The 14,221-nt window shown below is 65.3% G+C and carries 14 protein-coding genes; 7 read left to right on the top strand and 7 right to left on the bottom strand.

Annotated elements, in window-relative coordinates:
* Positions 1-200: 200 nt before the first annotated feature.
* The 4 genes from fliI (at position 201) to ACVIGB_RS19975 (ending at position 3,788) form a co-directional block, all read left to right on the top strand.
* Entirely contained in the window at positions 201-1,526 is a 1,326-nt protein-coding gene (gene fliI / locus ACVIGB_RS19990; RefSeq protein WP_212316405.1) for a flagellar protein export ATPase FliI, read from the top strand.
* A gap of 108 nt (positions 1,527-1,634) precedes the next feature.
* The gene (fliJ, locus tag ACVIGB_RS19985; protein ID WP_021081901.1) at positions 1,635-2,054 is read left to right on the top strand and encodes a flagellar export protein FliJ; all 420 of its coding nucleotides are present in this window, start codon (positions 1,635-1,637) and stop codon (positions 2,052-2,054) included.
* A 204-nt stretch (positions 2,055-2,258) separates the two neighbouring features.
* Positions 2,259-2,804: a sigma-70 family RNA polymerase sigma factor gene (locus ACVIGB_RS19980; RefSeq protein ID WP_092116410.1), complete on the top strand. Its 546-nt coding sequence runs from the start codon at positions 2,259-2,261 to the stop codon at positions 2,802-2,804.
* 3 nt (positions 2,805-2,807) lie between these two features.
* Positions 2,808-3,788, top strand: a complete 981-nt coding sequence (locus ACVIGB_RS19975) for an anti-sigma factor (protein WP_456721353.1) — start codon at positions 2,808-2,810, stop codon at positions 3,786-3,788.
* A gap of 343 nt (positions 3,789-4,131) precedes the next feature.
* Here ACVIGB_RS19975 and ACVIGB_RS19970 read toward each other — a convergent pair whose 3' ends face one another.
* From ACVIGB_RS19970 to ACVIGB_RS19955, 4 genes are all read right to left on the bottom strand, one after another.
* Positions 4,132-4,332 (bottom strand): hypothetical protein, encoded by a 201-nt coding sequence (locus tag ACVIGB_RS19970; protein WP_092116406.1) that lies wholly within the window; start codon positions 4,330-4,332, stop codon positions 4,132-4,134.
* Between the two features lie 383 nt (positions 4,333-4,715).
* Positions 4,716-6,848 (bottom strand): flagellar biosynthesis protein FlhA, encoded by a 2,133-nt coding sequence (flhA, locus tag ACVIGB_RS19965; RefSeq protein WP_456721354.1) that lies wholly within the window; start codon positions 6,846-6,848, stop codon positions 4,716-4,718.
* A gap of 299 nt (positions 6,849-7,147) precedes the next feature.
* Positions 7,148-7,444 carry a hypothetical protein gene (locus ACVIGB_RS19960; RefSeq protein ID WP_176529589.1) on the bottom strand — a complete coding sequence of 99 codons (297 nt, stop codon included), beginning with the start codon at positions 7,442-7,444 and terminating at the stop codon, positions 7,148-7,150.
* Between the two features lie 104 nt (positions 7,445-7,548).
* Positions 7,549-7,758, bottom strand: coding sequence for a hypothetical protein (locus ACVIGB_RS19955; protein WP_456721355.1), 210 nt, complete (start codon positions 7,756-7,758; stop codon positions 7,549-7,551).
* A 292-nt stretch (positions 7,759-8,050) separates the two neighbouring features.
* Between ACVIGB_RS19955 and ACVIGB_RS19950 the strand changes: the two genes are divergently transcribed.
* Both ACVIGB_RS19950 and ACVIGB_RS19945 read left to right on the top strand, forming a co-directional pair.
* On the top strand, positions 8,051-8,470 hold the full coding sequence (locus tag ACVIGB_RS19950) for a hypothetical protein (protein WP_456721356.1): 420 nt from the start codon (positions 8,051-8,053) through the stop codon (positions 8,468-8,470).
* Positions 8,471-8,614: 144 nt separating this feature from the next.
* Entirely contained in the window at positions 8,615-9,814 is a 1,200-nt protein-coding gene (locus ACVIGB_RS19945) for an MFS transporter (protein ID WP_456721357.1), read from the top strand.
* A gap of 7 nt (positions 9,815-9,821) precedes the next feature.
* Here ACVIGB_RS19945 and ACVIGB_RS19940 read toward each other — a convergent pair whose 3' ends face one another.
* From ACVIGB_RS19940 to ACVIGB_RS19930, 3 genes are all read right to left on the bottom strand, one after another.
* Positions 9,822-10,226, bottom strand: a complete 405-nt coding sequence (locus tag ACVIGB_RS19940) for a DUF4864 domain-containing protein (protein WP_456721358.1) — start codon at positions 10,224-10,226, stop codon at positions 9,822-9,824.
* A gap of 273 nt (positions 10,227-10,499) precedes the next feature.
* Entirely contained in the window at positions 10,500-12,038 is a 1,539-nt protein-coding gene (locus tag ACVIGB_RS19935) for a lysozyme inhibitor LprI family protein (protein WP_456721359.1), read from the bottom strand.
* A 67-nt stretch (positions 12,039-12,105) separates the two neighbouring features.
* Positions 12,106-12,654, bottom strand: a complete 549-nt coding sequence (locus tag ACVIGB_RS19930) for a cupin domain-containing protein (protein ID WP_018273259.1) — start codon at positions 12,652-12,654, stop codon at positions 12,106-12,108.
* A gap of 148 nt (positions 12,655-12,802) precedes the next feature.
* Here ACVIGB_RS19930 and ACVIGB_RS19925 point away from each other — a divergent pair, with 148 nt between their 5' ends.
* Entirely contained in the window at positions 12,803-14,131 is a 1,329-nt protein-coding gene (locus tag ACVIGB_RS19925; RefSeq protein ID WP_092116387.1) for an aspartate aminotransferase family protein, read from the top strand.
* Positions 14,132-14,221: the final 90 nt, after the last annotated feature.

The raw sequence follows: 14,221 nt of genomic DNA, 5'->3' as shown, positions 1-14,221 counted from the left end.
TTGCGTAGAAGAAGCTTTTCCTAACCGCGCTCGTTCAGTTTCCACATTAAGAGCCGGGCCTAACCGACTCTCGCGACTCGCCCTTCTTCTGATGGGCGAGCGACCTCAGTCACCAAAGACAGTGACGCAATGATTAATGATGCGGGTAAACACGAAGTTAAGCGGCCGGCGCAAAATTGCGGAAACTTAAGGTTTTCGCAATGAAGGCGCTCGCGGAGCAGATCGGGGACATCGACGGCGTCAATATTTATGGCCGTGTGGTCGGCGTCCGCGGGCTCATGGTCGAGATCGCCGGCCCCATTCACGCGATGTCGGTCGGCGCCCGGATCGTGATCGACGTCGGCGCCGGCCGCTTCATCCCGGCCGAGGTGATCGGCTTCTCCGGCGAGAACGCGGTGGTGATGCCGTTCGGCGGGCTCGAGGGCGTCAGGCGTGGTTGCCGCGCCGTGATCGCCAATGCGGCGAGCCAGGTGCGGCCGTCGCCGGCCTGGCTCGGCCGCGTCGTCAACGCGATGGGCGAACCGATCGACGGCAAGGGGCCGCTGCAACAGGGCGCCTCGCCGATGTCCTACCGCAACTCGCCGCCGCCGGCACATTCGCGCAGGCGGGTCGGTCCGCCGCTCGACCTCGGCGTCCGCGGACTTAATACTTTCCTGACCTGCTGCCGCGGCCAGCGGCTCGGCATCTTCGCCGGCTCCGGCGTCGGCAAGTCGGTGCTGCTGTCGATGCTGGCGCGCAATGTCGACGCCGCGATCTCGGTGATCGGGCTGATCGGTGAACGCGGCCGCGAGGTGCAGGAATTCCTCCAGGAGGATCTCGGCGAGGAGGGGCTGGCGCGCTCGGTCGTGGTGGTCGCCACCTCGGACGAGCCGGCGCTGATGCGGCGCCAGGCGGCGTATCTGACACTCGCCATCGCGGAGTATTTCCGCGACGAGGACCAGGACGTGCTGTGCTTGATGGACTCGGTGACGCGCTTTGCGATGGCGCAGCGCGAGATCGGCCTCTCGGCAGGCGAGCCGCCGACCGCCAAGGGCTACACGCCGACCGTGTTCACCGAATTGCCGAAGCTGCTGGAGCGGGCAGGGCCGGGCACCGGCGTCGGCACCATCACCGCGATCTTCACCGTGCTGGTCGACGGCGACGATCACAATGAGCCGATCGCGGACGCGGTGCGCGGCATCCTCGACGGCCATATTGTGATGCAGCGCACGATCGCCGAGCGCGGCCGCTATCCCGCGGTCAACATCCTCAAGTCGGTCTCGCGCACCATGCCGCGGTCCGCCGACCCCGACTTCCTGCCCTTCATCAACAAGGCGCGGCAGGTGATGGCGACCTATGCCGACATGGAGGAACTGATCCGGCTCGGCGCCTACCGGCCGGGTTCCAGCCCCGAGGTCGACGAGGCGATCCGGCTGCATGAGCCGCTGGAAAGCTTCCTGCGCCAGGCCAAGGACGAGGCGACCAGCCTGGGCGACGGTTACCGGCAACTCGCTCAAATCCTGTCGGGTTTGGAAACGGAACGCTAACTTTGTCAGGCCATCATCCCCGGCACACCATAGCTATGCCGGCGGGGCCCAGGGGGGAGCCGGTTCTGTCCCGCGTTCAGAATTGGGACTTCTGGGGAGTATGAGTCGATGAAGTCACGTGAAACGCTGATCCGCCTGAAGAAGTTTCAGGTCGATGAAAAGCGCCGTCGGGTTACCCAGATCGAAGGCATGATCGCCGACTTCCAGCGCATGTCCGTCGAGCTCGAGCGCGAGATTCAGACCGAGCAGGAGCGCGCCGGGATCAATGATCCCTCGCACTTCGCCTATCCCACCTACGCCAAGGCCGCGATCCAGCGCCGTGAGAACCTGACCCGTTCGGCCGACGAGCTGCGTGCCCAGCTCGACGACGCCAAGGCGCTGCTGTCGGAAGCATTCGAGGAGCTGAAGAAGGTCGAACTGCTTGACGAGCGCGACCAGGCGCGCGAGCGCGCGGAGGAGAGCGCTCGCGAGCAAGCCGACATGGATTCGATCGGCCTGATGCGGGCCCGGCTCGGCGTCATCGCCTGATACCTCGCTCCCTCCGCTGACCATCTTGAGAGCCCGGGCCGATCGCCCGGGCTTTTTGTTGGGCGCTGTCCACAAGCCGGCCTCTCGTCGGCCACTTGGCGGATCATGCTGTCCCAAAATATGCTACCACCGGTCCAGACCAGATGATGATCGGCGGCGCGGTGGCAATGGGGCGATGGGGGATGCAGGCTTGGAGGGCGCTGAATGCTGACGCCGGCTGAGCTCGTCTGGCTGATCGCCGCCGTCGCGAAGGGGGATCAGGCCGCCTTCGAGCGGCTGTACGCCGCGACCCGCTCGAAACTCTTTGGCGTCGTGCTCCGTATCTTGCGGCGTCAGGACCTCGCCGAGGAGGTCATTCAGGAGGCTTACGTCAAGATCTGGAACAACGCCGGGCAGTTCAACCCGGCCCTGTCGTCCCCGATCACGTGGATGGCGTCGATCGCGCGCAACCGCGCCATCGATGTCGTGCGCAAGCGGGGCGAGTCCTCGCTGGAAGATGAGCCTGCGGCGATGGAAGTCGCCGCCGACTCTCCCGATCCGCTGGCGCGACGGGAAATGACGGAAGAGTTGAAGCGGCTGCTGGAGTGCGTCGGTCGTCTGGAGCCCGATCGTCAGAAGCTCGTGCTGCTCGCCTATTACAACGGCTGGAGCCGAGAGCAGCTCGCCGCAAAGTTCGAGACACCGGTGAACACGGTGAAGACCTGGCTGCGCCGCAGCCTGATGGATATCCGGGAGTGTCTTGGACTCTGATTGATGGCCTATAGCGAAGACCATATCGCGCTCGCCGCGGAATATGCGCTCGGTACGCTCGATGCCGACGAGCGCACGCAGGTCGAGACCATGATGGCCGTCGACACCGAGTTCGCCGCGCTCGTGCAAGCCTGGGAGTCCAGGCTCGGGCCGTTGAACCAGATGGTCGGCCTGGTCGAGCCGCGCCCTGTGGTCTGGGAAAATATCAAGGCGGCGATCGGCCATGCCGGCGCGCCGCAGGCGCCGCTGGTATTGCCCGAGACGCCGGCCGCGACGGTGACACCGCCGCCTTCGCCGACAACCGACGATCCCGAATTCGGCTCGGCGTTCGATCCGGAGCCGTCGCAGCCATCAGAGCTCCGTCGGCCGGCCGAGATCCGGCAGCTACCGGTCCAGCCCCCGATTGGCGCGGGCGACAGCAACGTCGTCGCGCTTGCGAGCCGCGTGAAACGCTGGCGCGGCATCGCCTCAGTCGCGAGCGCGATCGCGGCCGCGCTGCTGGTCACGCTCGGCCTGCAGATCTACCGGCCCGATGCGTTGCCGAATGCGATCCGTCCGAAGCCGCGCATCCAGACGGTGGAAGTGAAGACGCCGGCGCCGGCGCTCGCGCCGTCGGCGCAATATGTCGCGCTGTTGCAGGGACAGAATGGCGGGCCGGCCTTCATCATGACCATCGACGGCGCGACCAAGAATTTCACCGTGCGCAAGGTCGGCGCCCCGTCCGAGCCCGGCAAGAGCTTTGAGCTCTGGCTGATCTCCGACAAGCTGCCGCAGCCGCGCTCGCTCGGCGTGATCGGCGCCGATGATTTCACCGCGCGCCCGGTGCTGTCGGGCTACGATCCCGACGTGATCAACGGCGCTACCTACGCGGTGACGGTCGAGCAGGCCGGCGGTTCGCCGAATGGCCAGCCGACTTCGGCGCCCATCTTCACCGGCAAGCTGATCGAGACCGTGCCGCCTGCGCCGGGTTCGACGCCGCGATAAACCCGCGCGGACCCGCTATAAGAGGTCGCGAACGGTTCCGTCATTGCGAGGAGCGATAGCGACGAAGCAATCCATCGCTCCGCGTGCTCGGTGACAATGGATTGCTTCGCGGAGCCTGTCATCCGGCGGCGCTTCGCGCCGACCGGGTGGCTCGCAATGACGTGGTTGCAGCCTTGCATCTCGGGGAAGTGAGTTCGACCCACCATCCGCACAAAAAAGAAAACGCCCGTGGGGAGCGGGCGTTTTCGATAGTCAACTTGGGGGTAGTTGGGGGTCTTAAATATCCACGCAGCGACTTTGGGGGGCTGTAAAGAACACTACGTGAATTCGTGAAACTCTCCTGTTAGCGGACCAGCGAGTTGCTCGTGCTCGTGATCGCGACCGGCTTGCCGGCCTTCATGACACGTGCCGTCTGGGTGTAACCCTCGTCCGACGAATTGTGCGCGGTGATGCCGAAACCAGCGACCAGAATACCGGCGACCAGAGCCACGACCACAATCTTCAGGTGCGTCGTACGATCAGCGCTGTAGATCGAGTGGTTCATGGAAGTCTCCTGCCGCCTTCCTGCTCTCAGTAAATCTGTCGGTTTGGTCTCTTGCTCGGTTCAACGTCTCGTGCCCCACCAACGTAGGATTTGCCGATTCCGTTCCCTAGGGGGCATCACAAGGGCGTGATGAGACGTGATCTGGCGCGATCAAAAACCGTCCCCGCTTCCAAAATCCACATTAACTGGATGTAATATCAGTGGCTTGCCCGGAAGCCGGATCATGTTACCTGAGATAGGGCCGTTCCGGACTGTTCCACACAAATCAGTTGCCTGTGGCGAGAAAGCACAGGCGAAAACGCAAATGATTTGCGACGGCTAGAGCGTTTTCGAGCGAAGTGGACGCCGGTTCGCGTGAAGAAAACGCGTCCAAACAAGAAGCTCTACACGCTGCCGACGGTCTTCAGCCGGGCCCGCGGATGGATCTCGGCCTGCGACAAAACGGTGGTCTGCGAGCGGAACCGCTCCACCAGTGAGCGAACGAACGGCCGGATCGCGGCCGACGTCACCAGCACCGGCGCCTCGCCCTCGCGCGCCGCCTGCTCGAAGGCGTTGCGCACGGCGGTCATGAATTCCGACAGCTTCGAAGGCTGCATCGCCAGGCTGCGGTCGTCGCCTTGGCCTACGATCGACTCGGCAAACGCCTGTTCCCAGCGCGCCGACAGCGCGATCAGCGGCAGATAGCCGTTCGGCGAGGTGTTCTGGGCGCAGATCTGGCGCGCCAGCCGGGCGCGGACATGCTCGACCATGGTGGCCGGATTGCGCGAGAACGCCAGCGCGTCGGCGATGCCTTCGAGGATGGTGGAAAGGTCGCGGATGGAAATCCGCTCGGCGAGCAGCAATTGCAGCACGCGCTGGATGCCCGACACCGTGACCTGGCTCGGCACGATGTCCTTGATCAACTCGCCCTGCTCCTTCGGCAGATCCTTCAGCAGCTTCTGCACCTCGCCGTAGGACAGCAAGTCCGACATGTTGGTCTTGAGCAGCTCGGTCAGGTGCGTCGACAGCACGGTCGCGGCGTCGACAACGGTGTAGCCCTTCAGCGCGGCCTCTTCCTTCAGGCCGGCATCGACCCAGGTCGCCGGCAGGCCGAAGGTCGGTTCGATGGTGTGGATGCCCGGCAGCTGCACCTGGTTGCCGGCGGGATCCATGACCATGAACTGGCTCGGCCAGATCTTGCCGGTGCCGGCGTCGACTTCCTTGATCTTGATGACGTAGCTGTTGGCCTCGAGCTGCACATTGTCGAGGATGCGCACCGCCGGCATCACGAAGCCCATCTCGATCGCGAGCGAGCGGCGCAGCGCCTTGATCTGCTCGGTGAGGCGGTCGGTGCCGTCGGGGCCGTTGACCAGCGGCAGCAGCGCGTAGCCGAGCTCGATCTTGAGGTCGTCGATCTTCAGCGCGGCGGCGATCGGCTCTTCCGCGGCGGCAGCGGCGGCGGCCGCGGCTGCAGCGGGGGCGGCAGCGGCGGCGGCCTCGGCGGCGTTGGCGACCCGCTTCTTCTTGCGCGCGTTCCAGGCCAGCGCCGCGGCGCCGGAGCCGAGCGCCAGGAACGGCAGCGTCGGAATGCCCGGCAGCACCGCCAGCACCAGCATGACGCCGGCCGACATGCCGAGCGCCTGCGGATAGCCGGAGAGCTGGCGCATCAGCGCCTTGTCGGCGGCGCCGGTGATGCCGGCCTTGGAGACCAGCAGGCCGGCTGCGGTCGAGACGATCAGCGCCGGCACCTGGGTGACGAGGCCGTCGCCGACGGTCAGCACGGTGTAGGTGCGGGCGGCTTCACCGAAGGAGAGGCCCTGCTGGGCGACGCCGATGATGATGCCGCCGACGATGTTGATGCCGACGATCAGGAGGCCGGCGATGGCGTCGCCGCGGACGAATTTCGAGGCGCCGTCCATCGCACCGAAGAAGCCACTCTCGTCTTCCAGCGCCTTGCGGCGCTCCTTGGCGGCCTTCTCGTCGATCAGGCCGGCGGACAGATCGGCGTCGATCGCCATCTGCTTGCCGGGCATCGAGTCCAATTGGAAGCGCGCCGCGACTTCGGCGATGCGGCCCGAACCCTTGGTGATGACCACGAAGTTCACGATCACCAGGATCGCGAACACGATGATGCCGATCACGAAGTTGCCGCCCATCACGAAGTTGCCGAACGCCTCGATGACGTGGCCGGCGGCCGCCGTGCCCTCGTGGCCGTGGCTCAGGATCAGCCGGGTCGACGCCATGTTCAGCGACAGCCGCATCATGGTCGAGATCAGCAGGATGGTCGGAAACGACGAGAATTCCAGCGGCGCCTGGATGAACAGCGAGGTCATCAGGATCAGGATCGAGATCGTGATCGAGACCGCCAAAAACAGGTCGAGCACGATCGAGGGCAGCGGCAGGATCAGCACCACCAGGATGGTGAGGACGCCGAGCGCCAGCGCGAGATCGCCACGCTTGAAAATGTCGCCGATCTCGCCGAGGCTCGGCAATCCGCCCTTGCCTGCCGTGCCCTGACCCGCCGTGACGTCGACCATGGTAGCCGCTCTCCCCCGCGACTGGCGGCTGCGGCCGCCAAGCGTCTGCGCGACGGCCGCAGGGCCGCCGTTCCGAAAGTGAGGCACCGCGCTGGCGTCCACGGGGATCTCCACCCGCTATACGCGTTCGACGACACTCGACTTCACTCGGCAATTCTTGCCGGGTGTATGGTTAGCAAAGGGTTAATAAGTGCGTTTTGCGGGGTGGGCGGGTCGTCACAGGCGCCGGGCATGGGGAATCCCGGCCGGGGTAGGCGGGTCGGAGCGCCCGGCTGCGCTTCGGGGCGGGTTCGCTGCCTCTAACGGAGCGCACCGAGCACGACGCCCGATGCGGCGATGAGGCCGAGCGTGATGACGCTGGCGCGCCACAGCAATTGCTGCCGGGCGGCGCGCTGGTCATGAAAGGCCAGCCAGTCGCGAACGAAGCCCGCGGGAATGTCGAACACCACGGCAAGCTCGTCGCGATGGTGCGTCTCATGCTCGCAGTACATCGTCCGGACCGTCGGCACGCCCAGCCGCTCGAGCTCGCAATGCCACTCCCAGGCATGCTTGCCGTTGGTCCAGCGATTTTCGAAAGGGATCACGTGTGATTCCATGACGAGCCTCCTGGCCCACCGTTGAACCTCACGTGACAATATTAGCTCAATATCCGGACCGGCGCGAGATCGGCGTCGGCTGCCCGAGACCGATCATGCCGGCGTCAATTGGCTGAGAGCATCCATTTGCGCCAATGCGTCGGCTGGATGTCGAGATGCCTGCTGCCGGCAGGGTCGACCCATTCGGCGCCGTCCCGGTGGCACGGGAACATCAGCGCATGGACCATGCCGTCATAGTCGAGGACACAGACCTCGAGCTCCCGGTCCGACGGCGCCGACGCAACGGGCAACCACTCTGCTGAAGACAAATGCATGACGACCCTCCGACAGTGTGCGCTTCGATCCGCATACCTTGCGAGCTGCGCGCCATCCGGGCGGGATGATAGGTCCGGACGGCGAGCCGCCAATGTGAACCGGCTCGCATTGTAGCAGTTTTCTCATCAGCATGGATCACGGTTCGACGAACGATATTCCCGGTCGATCGGTCCGTTGCGATCGCTGCGGTGCACGATGCGGATTGAACTTTCGCGGCCCGGCCTCCGACCAAACGCCAGCAACGCCACTCAGCCGCAAGAGGCATCCATGTCGAACCGGGCAGGTCGAACCATGACAGCAGCCTTTGCCGCTGCGATCGCGCTGCTGTCGGCGCCGGCGTCCGCCGTGACGCTGCCGGACGACCGGGCCTGGATGATCCGCATGATCGCCTGCAAGGGCAACGGTGTCCTGATGGAGGTCTACCTGCCGCAATCCGTCGTCTTCGCGCCGCATGGCGGCATGGCCGCGGGCAAGACTGCGGACGGCTACTACACGCTCGATCTGACCGAGCTCAACAAGGGCAAGGACCTCGAGCCGGTGCATGTGACGATGAGCGCGGACAAGAAGTCCGTGACCGTCGACCAGTACACGCGCGGCTTGCCGCCGACCCGCATACCGGTCGGCGGCGGCACCGTGGATTTCGATCAGCGCTTCGGTATCGGTGCGAAGTGCGGTCCGTTCCAGGCGCAGGATCCCAACTACGGCAATTGAGGCGCCTCACGCGCCGGTGAAGGTAATGCGTCCCCTTGCTGGCGCATGCCTAATCTCTCGGCAATGCGGCTTGACCCGGAGGCAAATGCCGACGAAGTTCCGCGTGCCGTGGTAATTTCTTCTGAATTTTCCCCTGAAGCCGCAGTGTTTATTCCCGACTCGCGCCGGGCTTGGCTGCGTCTTGCCGTCGCCGTGGTGATCGGTTCGCTCGGCAGCGTCGGCATGTGGTCGGTCGTGGTGGCGTTGCCGGCGGTGCAGACCGACTTCGGCGTCACCCGCGGAACGGCCTCGCTCGCCTTCACCATGGTGATGCTCGGCTTCGGCATCGGCCAGGTCGTGACCGGCAAGATCAGCGACCGCTATGGCATCGTCGCCGCGATCGGCGCAGGGATCGGCATTCTGGGCCTCGGCTATATCGGCGCCGGCTACGCGCCGTCGATCTGGGCCGTCATCCTGCTGCATTTCGCGATCGGCCTGTCGTCAGCCGCGACCTTCGGTCCTCTGATGGCGGAGGCCTCGCACTGGTTCGAGCGTTACCGCGGCCTCGCGGTCGCGATCGCCGCCAGCGGCAATTATGTCGGCGGCACGGTGTGGCCGCCGCTGGTCAATTTCGGCATGCAGAGCGTCGGCTGGCGCACCACCCATATTGCGATCGGCATCTTCACCGCGATCGCGATGGCGCTTGCGCTCGTGGTGCTGCGTTTGCTGATGGGCGCGGCGACCCGGCGCAGCCATGTCAACGCGGCGCCGCCGCGGGTCGACATGCGGCTCTCCACCAACGCGCTGACCGCGATCCTGTCGCTCGCGTCGATCTCCTGCTGCGTGGCGATGTCGATGCCGCAGGTTCACATCGTCGCCTATTGCGGCGATCTGGGCTACGGCGTGGCGCGCGGCGCCGAGATGCTGTCGCTGATGCTCGGCTTCGGCATCATCAGCCGGATCGGCTCCGGCTTCCTCGCTGACAGGATCGGCGGCATCCGCACCCTCCTGATCGGATCGATCGCGCAGGGCGCGGCGCTGCTGTTCTATCTGTTCTTCGACGGCCTGACCTCGCTCTACATCATCTCGGCGATGTTCGGCCTGTTTCAGGGCGGCATCGTGCCGAGCTACGCCATCATCGTCCGCGAGGCGATGCCGGCCTCCGAGGCTGCGACCCGGATCGGGATCGTGATCTTCGCCTCGGTGTTCGGCATGTCCTTTGGCGGCTGGATCTCGGGCGTGATCTTCGACGCCACCGGCTCCTATGCCGCGGCCTTCGCCAATGGCCTTGCCTGGAATCTGCTCAATGTCAGCATCATCCTGCTGCTCCTGATGCGGTCGCGGCAGCGGCTGGCGATGGCCTAACCCTCGCTCACACCGCCTGACCGGCCTTCAGCAATGAGCAGCCGGTGATCTTCAAACTGCCGTCGGCCTGCCGCTCCAGCGTGTAGAGCGCCTCCCACGCCTCGCCATTGGCGTCGACGATGTGAACGCGTTGCGCGATCCGGTCGCCCGCGCTCTGTGCCTCGCCGAACTCGAAGCTCCTGTGGCGATAGACCGGCGCGTATTGGTTCTGCACCATCGACATGAAGATATCGGCCTGCGGAAAGATCTGCCGGATCGCGGGGGCGGCATAGGAATAGGCCGCCGCGGCGTCGTCGCGGCCGAAGGCCTGCTCCTGGGCGCGGATGACGTCCTGCGCGGCACCAACGTCGTCGGCTCCGGCGGGCGAGGCGAGGGCGACCAGAATGGCGGCAATGAGGGCGATCGCGCGCACCGGAAGGCTCCCTGGTCGATCCTTGAGCTTACGCGGCAAATCCGGCGTGGTTTCACGCGCGATCGATTTCCGTCGAAAAATTGATCTGCCGCAAGGCTTCCTCCGGCCGGCGCACTAACCTTGTTTTGGCAATCTTGGAGGACCGTCATGACCCTGGATACCATTCTCGTCGTCATCGCCGTGACCATGATGTTCGCGACGGTCGCGTTCGTGATCGCCTATGGCGACCACCAGACCCGTAATCTGTGATGGCGCAGCCGTCTGGCCGCGCAGCTACCTGATCGAGCCCTTGAAACTGTCGATGTCGGCCGAGGGACGGGCAGGAAACAGCCGCGCGGTCGAGGAGTTGTCGAGCCGGCGCTTGCATTTCGCCTCGTCCGCGCTGTCTTTGGTGCCATCCTTCCCGGTACGCTTTTTGGCGAAGACATCGTCCTGCCGGTTGACGATCAGCATCGCATGGTCGCGCTCGAGCGTATCCGGATTCTTGCGCTGCTCGTCGGAGCGGAACGCGCCGCCGGTGATCTTGCCCGTCATCTCATAGTCGCAGCCGGCCTTCCAGTCGCCCTGGTCCCACTTCCATCCGGCCGCTTTCAGCGCGCCGTCTTTCTCAACGGTGACCTTGATGATGGCGTTATAGGCCAGCCAGACGCCGGCAAGCCCGCTGCGCTTGTCGTCAAAGCCTTCGAGCAGCGCCAGGCGTTCGCGCTGCAATCCGTTGACGTGATCGCGCGCATCGACGGTGAAGTGGACCTGCGAGCTCTGCTTGTTCCAGGCCGGATGCAGGAATTCCGGGAATTGTTCGGTCTGGCTTTTCACCCAGTTGCGCTGGTCGTCAATCAGCGCGCGCCGCGTCGCCTCGTCGAGCCGCGGCTGCAACGCCTTCCAGGCGCGGTTCAGCCGTTGGTCATTGTCGGCGAGATCAGGATCGGCGCAGATTTCCTCGTCGGTCGCGGTCTCGGGCCTGGTGCAGTCGAAGGTCGGCGCGATGAACGCGGTGTCGGTCTTGTCGGATGCAGCATCCTTGCCGGCGGCAAAGTAGCTGCCGGTGACCTGCCACATCGACGAGCAGTCGTTGAGCCCGTCAAACTCCTCGTCATCGATGGCGCCGACGATCCGCAGCGTCTCGCCCTGGCGGCGGAGTTTTATTGACGGCGGCTTGCTTGAGGCGGGCGTGGCATCGGTCGCCATGTTGGTCTTGGGCTTGTCGGGCGCCGTCTCGGCCTCGATCAGCACGGGGCCGGAGAGCCAGGCAGTCCCCGAGGGCTTCAGATCGGCCGTCAGCTTGCAGGTTCGCCTGCGATCGCCGCCATAGTCGCCGCGCAGATCGGCGGCGAGGCGATAGGCGCCGCCTTCGCTCGGCGTCAGCGTGAGGTGGCCGAAGGCATTGACCCAGTTGCCTGACAGGCCCGGACGGCCGGATGCGATGCCCTCAAGCGCGGCCGCGCGGCGGCGCAAGGCCGCGGCAAAACTGGCTTTCAGCTCGTCCTCGTCGGTATCGGCAAGCACTTCCGCGGCGTCGATGATCATCTCGTTGAACCAGGCCTGGTCGCGCTTCAGCAGCGGCCTGACATTCGCCGGCAGCTTGGGAAGCGCCGCGTCGAACGCCTTGTCGATCTGCGCCACCAGCTTGTCGTAGCCGGCCTTCTTGCAGTCAGCGGTCTTGATCCGGTCGTCGCCGCTATCGCCGCACAGCCTGATCGCGGTCGGCGCGCTGCTCGATGCGCGCAGGAAATCGTCCATCGCAGCCGACGCGCCGGGCGCAAGGACCGAGATGGCCGCGACGGCGGCCGCAAGCCGTGGGGAGCAAGGCATCGACGTCACCCGCAAGACCGCGACATGCGGCCCTTGCGGCTTGGGTCGCGCAGCGCCTGCGCCGGGTTCAAAATGTCGGCGGCGTACAGGCCGAAATCACCTCGCACGGCTTGGCGCCGATGCAGCGGAAGCGGTGCGGGCGGCGGCTTTCGAAGTAATAGGCGTCGCCGGCGTTGAGCACCCGCCGCTCGTCGTCGACCGTGACCTCGAGCCGGCCCGAGACCACGATGCCGCCTTCCTCGCCTTCATGCACCAGCGGCACCCGGCCGGTGTCGCTGCCGGGCTCGTAGCGCTCTTTCAGGATCTGCAACGCCCGTCCGAACAGGCTGTCACCGATCTGGAGGTAGGAGATCGGCTTCTTGCCGATCTCGGTCAGCTCATCGGCGCGGTAGAACGCCTTGCGCGGCCGCTCCGGCTCGATCGCGAAGAATTCCGCAAGCCCCATCGGGATGCCGTCGAGGATCCGCTTCAGCGCGCCGACCGACGGGTTCATCTGGTTGGATTCGATCAGCGAAATCGTCGAATTGGTCACGCCGGAGCGCTTGGCGAGCTCGCGCTGCGACAGCTTGTGCCGCGCGCGGATGAATCGAAGCCGACCGCCGATGTCGACGCTCATGACAGATCCCTGTTGCAGGTGTTGCGGATCGAACAAATAGTCGCAGACCGCCTCAACAAGATCAATGGCTTGCCGTGCGACAGAAAAGGACTTGTTGAGTGCCGGGAAGAGTGGTCCGACTAGGCAAACCCAGCCCATGGAGTGCACCGTGACCGTTCATCAGATTCCGAACACCATCAAGACCGATTCGTTCTGGATGCCCTTCACGGCCAACCGGCAGTTCAAGAAAGCGCCACGGCTGTTCTCCTCCGCCAAGGGCATGTACTACACCTCGGTCGACGGCCGGCAGGTGATCGACGGCTCCGCCGGTCTTTGGTGCGTCAACGCCGGCCATGGCCGACCGCAGATCGCGGCCGCCGTCGAGCGCCAGCTGTCCACGCTGGACTTCGCGCCCTCCTTCAACATGGGCCACCCGCTGGCATTCGATTTCGCCGAGCGCCTCGCCGAGATCGCCCCGAAGGGGCTGGATCGGATCTTCTTCACCAATTCGGGTTCTGAATCGGTCGATACCGCGCTGAAGATCGCGCTGGCCTATCACCGTGCCGCCGGCCAGCCGACCCGCACCCGTCTGATCGGCCGCGAGCGCGGCTATCACGGCGTCGGCTTCGGCGGCATGTCGGTCGGCGGCATGGTCGCCAACCGTCGCCAGTTCGCGACCCATCTGCCGGGTGTCGACCACATCCGTCATACCCATGATCTCGCCCGCAACGCCTTCGCCAAGGACCAGCCGGACCATGGCGCCGAGCTCGCCGACGACGTCGAGCGGATGGTCGCGCTGCATGGCGCGGACACCATCGCGGCCGTGATCGTCGAGCCGGTGCCCGGTTCGACCGCGGTGCTGCCGGCGCCGAAGGGCTACCTGCAGCGCCTGCGCGAGCTCTGCACCAAGCACGGCATCCTGTTGATCTTCGACGAGGTCATCACCGGCTTCGGCCGCCTCGGCACGCCGTTCGCCGCCAACTTCTACGGCGTCACGCCGGACATGATGACGACCGCCAAGGGCATCACCAACGGCACCGTGCCGTGCGGCGCGGTGTTCGCCAGCCGCCAGGTCCATGACGGGCTGATGGTCGGTCCGGATAACGCCATGGAGCTGTTCCACGGCTACACCTATTCGGCGCATCCGGTGGCTTGCGCCGCAGGTCTTGCCACGCTCGATATCTACAAGGACGAGGGTCTCTTGACCCGCGGCGCCTCGCTCTCCGATTACTGGCGCGATGGCCTGCACTCGCTCAAGGGTCTGCCGAACGTCGTCGACATCCGCAATCAGGGCCTGATGGGCGCGGTCGAGCTCGCGCCGCGTGACGGGGTCGTCGGTGCGCGCGGCTACGACGTCATGGTCGATTGCTTCAATCGCGGCCTCTACTTCCGCATGAGCGGCGACTCGCTGGCGCTGTCGCCGCCCTTGATCGTCGAGAAGTCGCATATCGACGACATCGTCTCGATCCTGGGCGAGGCCATCAAGCGCGTGGCCTGATAATTGCTAGCTAAACTTTAGCTAGCTCTACAAATTGCTGTCGCCGTTGCGAAGCAGAGTGGTTTCGCAGCGGCGATTGCGTTTTCGCTG

The organism is Bradyrhizobium sp. USDA 4341 (assembly GCF_054063755.1).
This window is presented reverse-complemented; position numbering and strand designations above follow the sequence as displayed.

Bases quoted from the DNA above. Each gene is read 5' to 3' on its own strand.
- fliI (WP_212316405.1), top strand. From the start codon at position 201: ATGAAGGCGCTCGCGGAGCAGATCGGGGACATCGACGGCGTCAATATT.
- fliJ (WP_021081901.1), top strand. From the start codon at position 1,635: ATGAAGTCACGTGAAACGCTGATCCGCCTGAAGAAGTTTCAGGTCGAT.
- ACVIGB_RS19980 (WP_092116410.1), top strand. From the start codon at position 2,259: ATGCTGACGCCGGCTGAGCTCGTCTGGCTGATCGCCGCCGTCGCGAAG.
- ACVIGB_RS19975 (WP_456721353.1), top strand. From the start codon at position 2,808: ATGGCCTATAGCGAAGACCATATCGCGCTCGCCGCGGAATATGCGCTC.
- ACVIGB_RS19970 (WP_092116406.1), bottom strand. From the start codon at position 4,332: ATGAACCACTCGATCTACAGCGCTGATCGTACGACGCACCTGAAGATT.
- flhA (WP_456721354.1), bottom strand. From the start codon at position 6,848: ATGGTCGACGTCACGGCGGGTCAGGGCACGGCAGGCAAGGGCGGATTG.
- ACVIGB_RS19960 (WP_176529589.1), bottom strand. From the start codon at position 7,444: ATGGAATCACACGTGATCCCTTTCGAAAATCGCTGGACCAACGGCAAG.
- ACVIGB_RS19955 (WP_456721355.1), bottom strand. From the start codon at position 7,758: ATGCATTTGTCTTCAGCAGAGTGGTTGCCCGTTGCGTCGGCGCCGTCG.
- ACVIGB_RS19950 (WP_456721356.1), top strand. From the start codon at position 8,051: ATGACAGCAGCCTTTGCCGCTGCGATCGCGCTGCTGTCGGCGCCGGCG.
- ACVIGB_RS19935 (WP_456721359.1), bottom strand. From the start codon at position 12,038: ATGCCTTGCTCCCCACGGCTTGCGGCCGCCGTCGCGGCCATCTCGGTC.
- ACVIGB_RS19930 (WP_018273259.1), bottom strand. From the start codon at position 12,654: ATGAGCGTCGACATCGGCGGTCGGCTTCGATTCATCCGCGCGCGGCAC.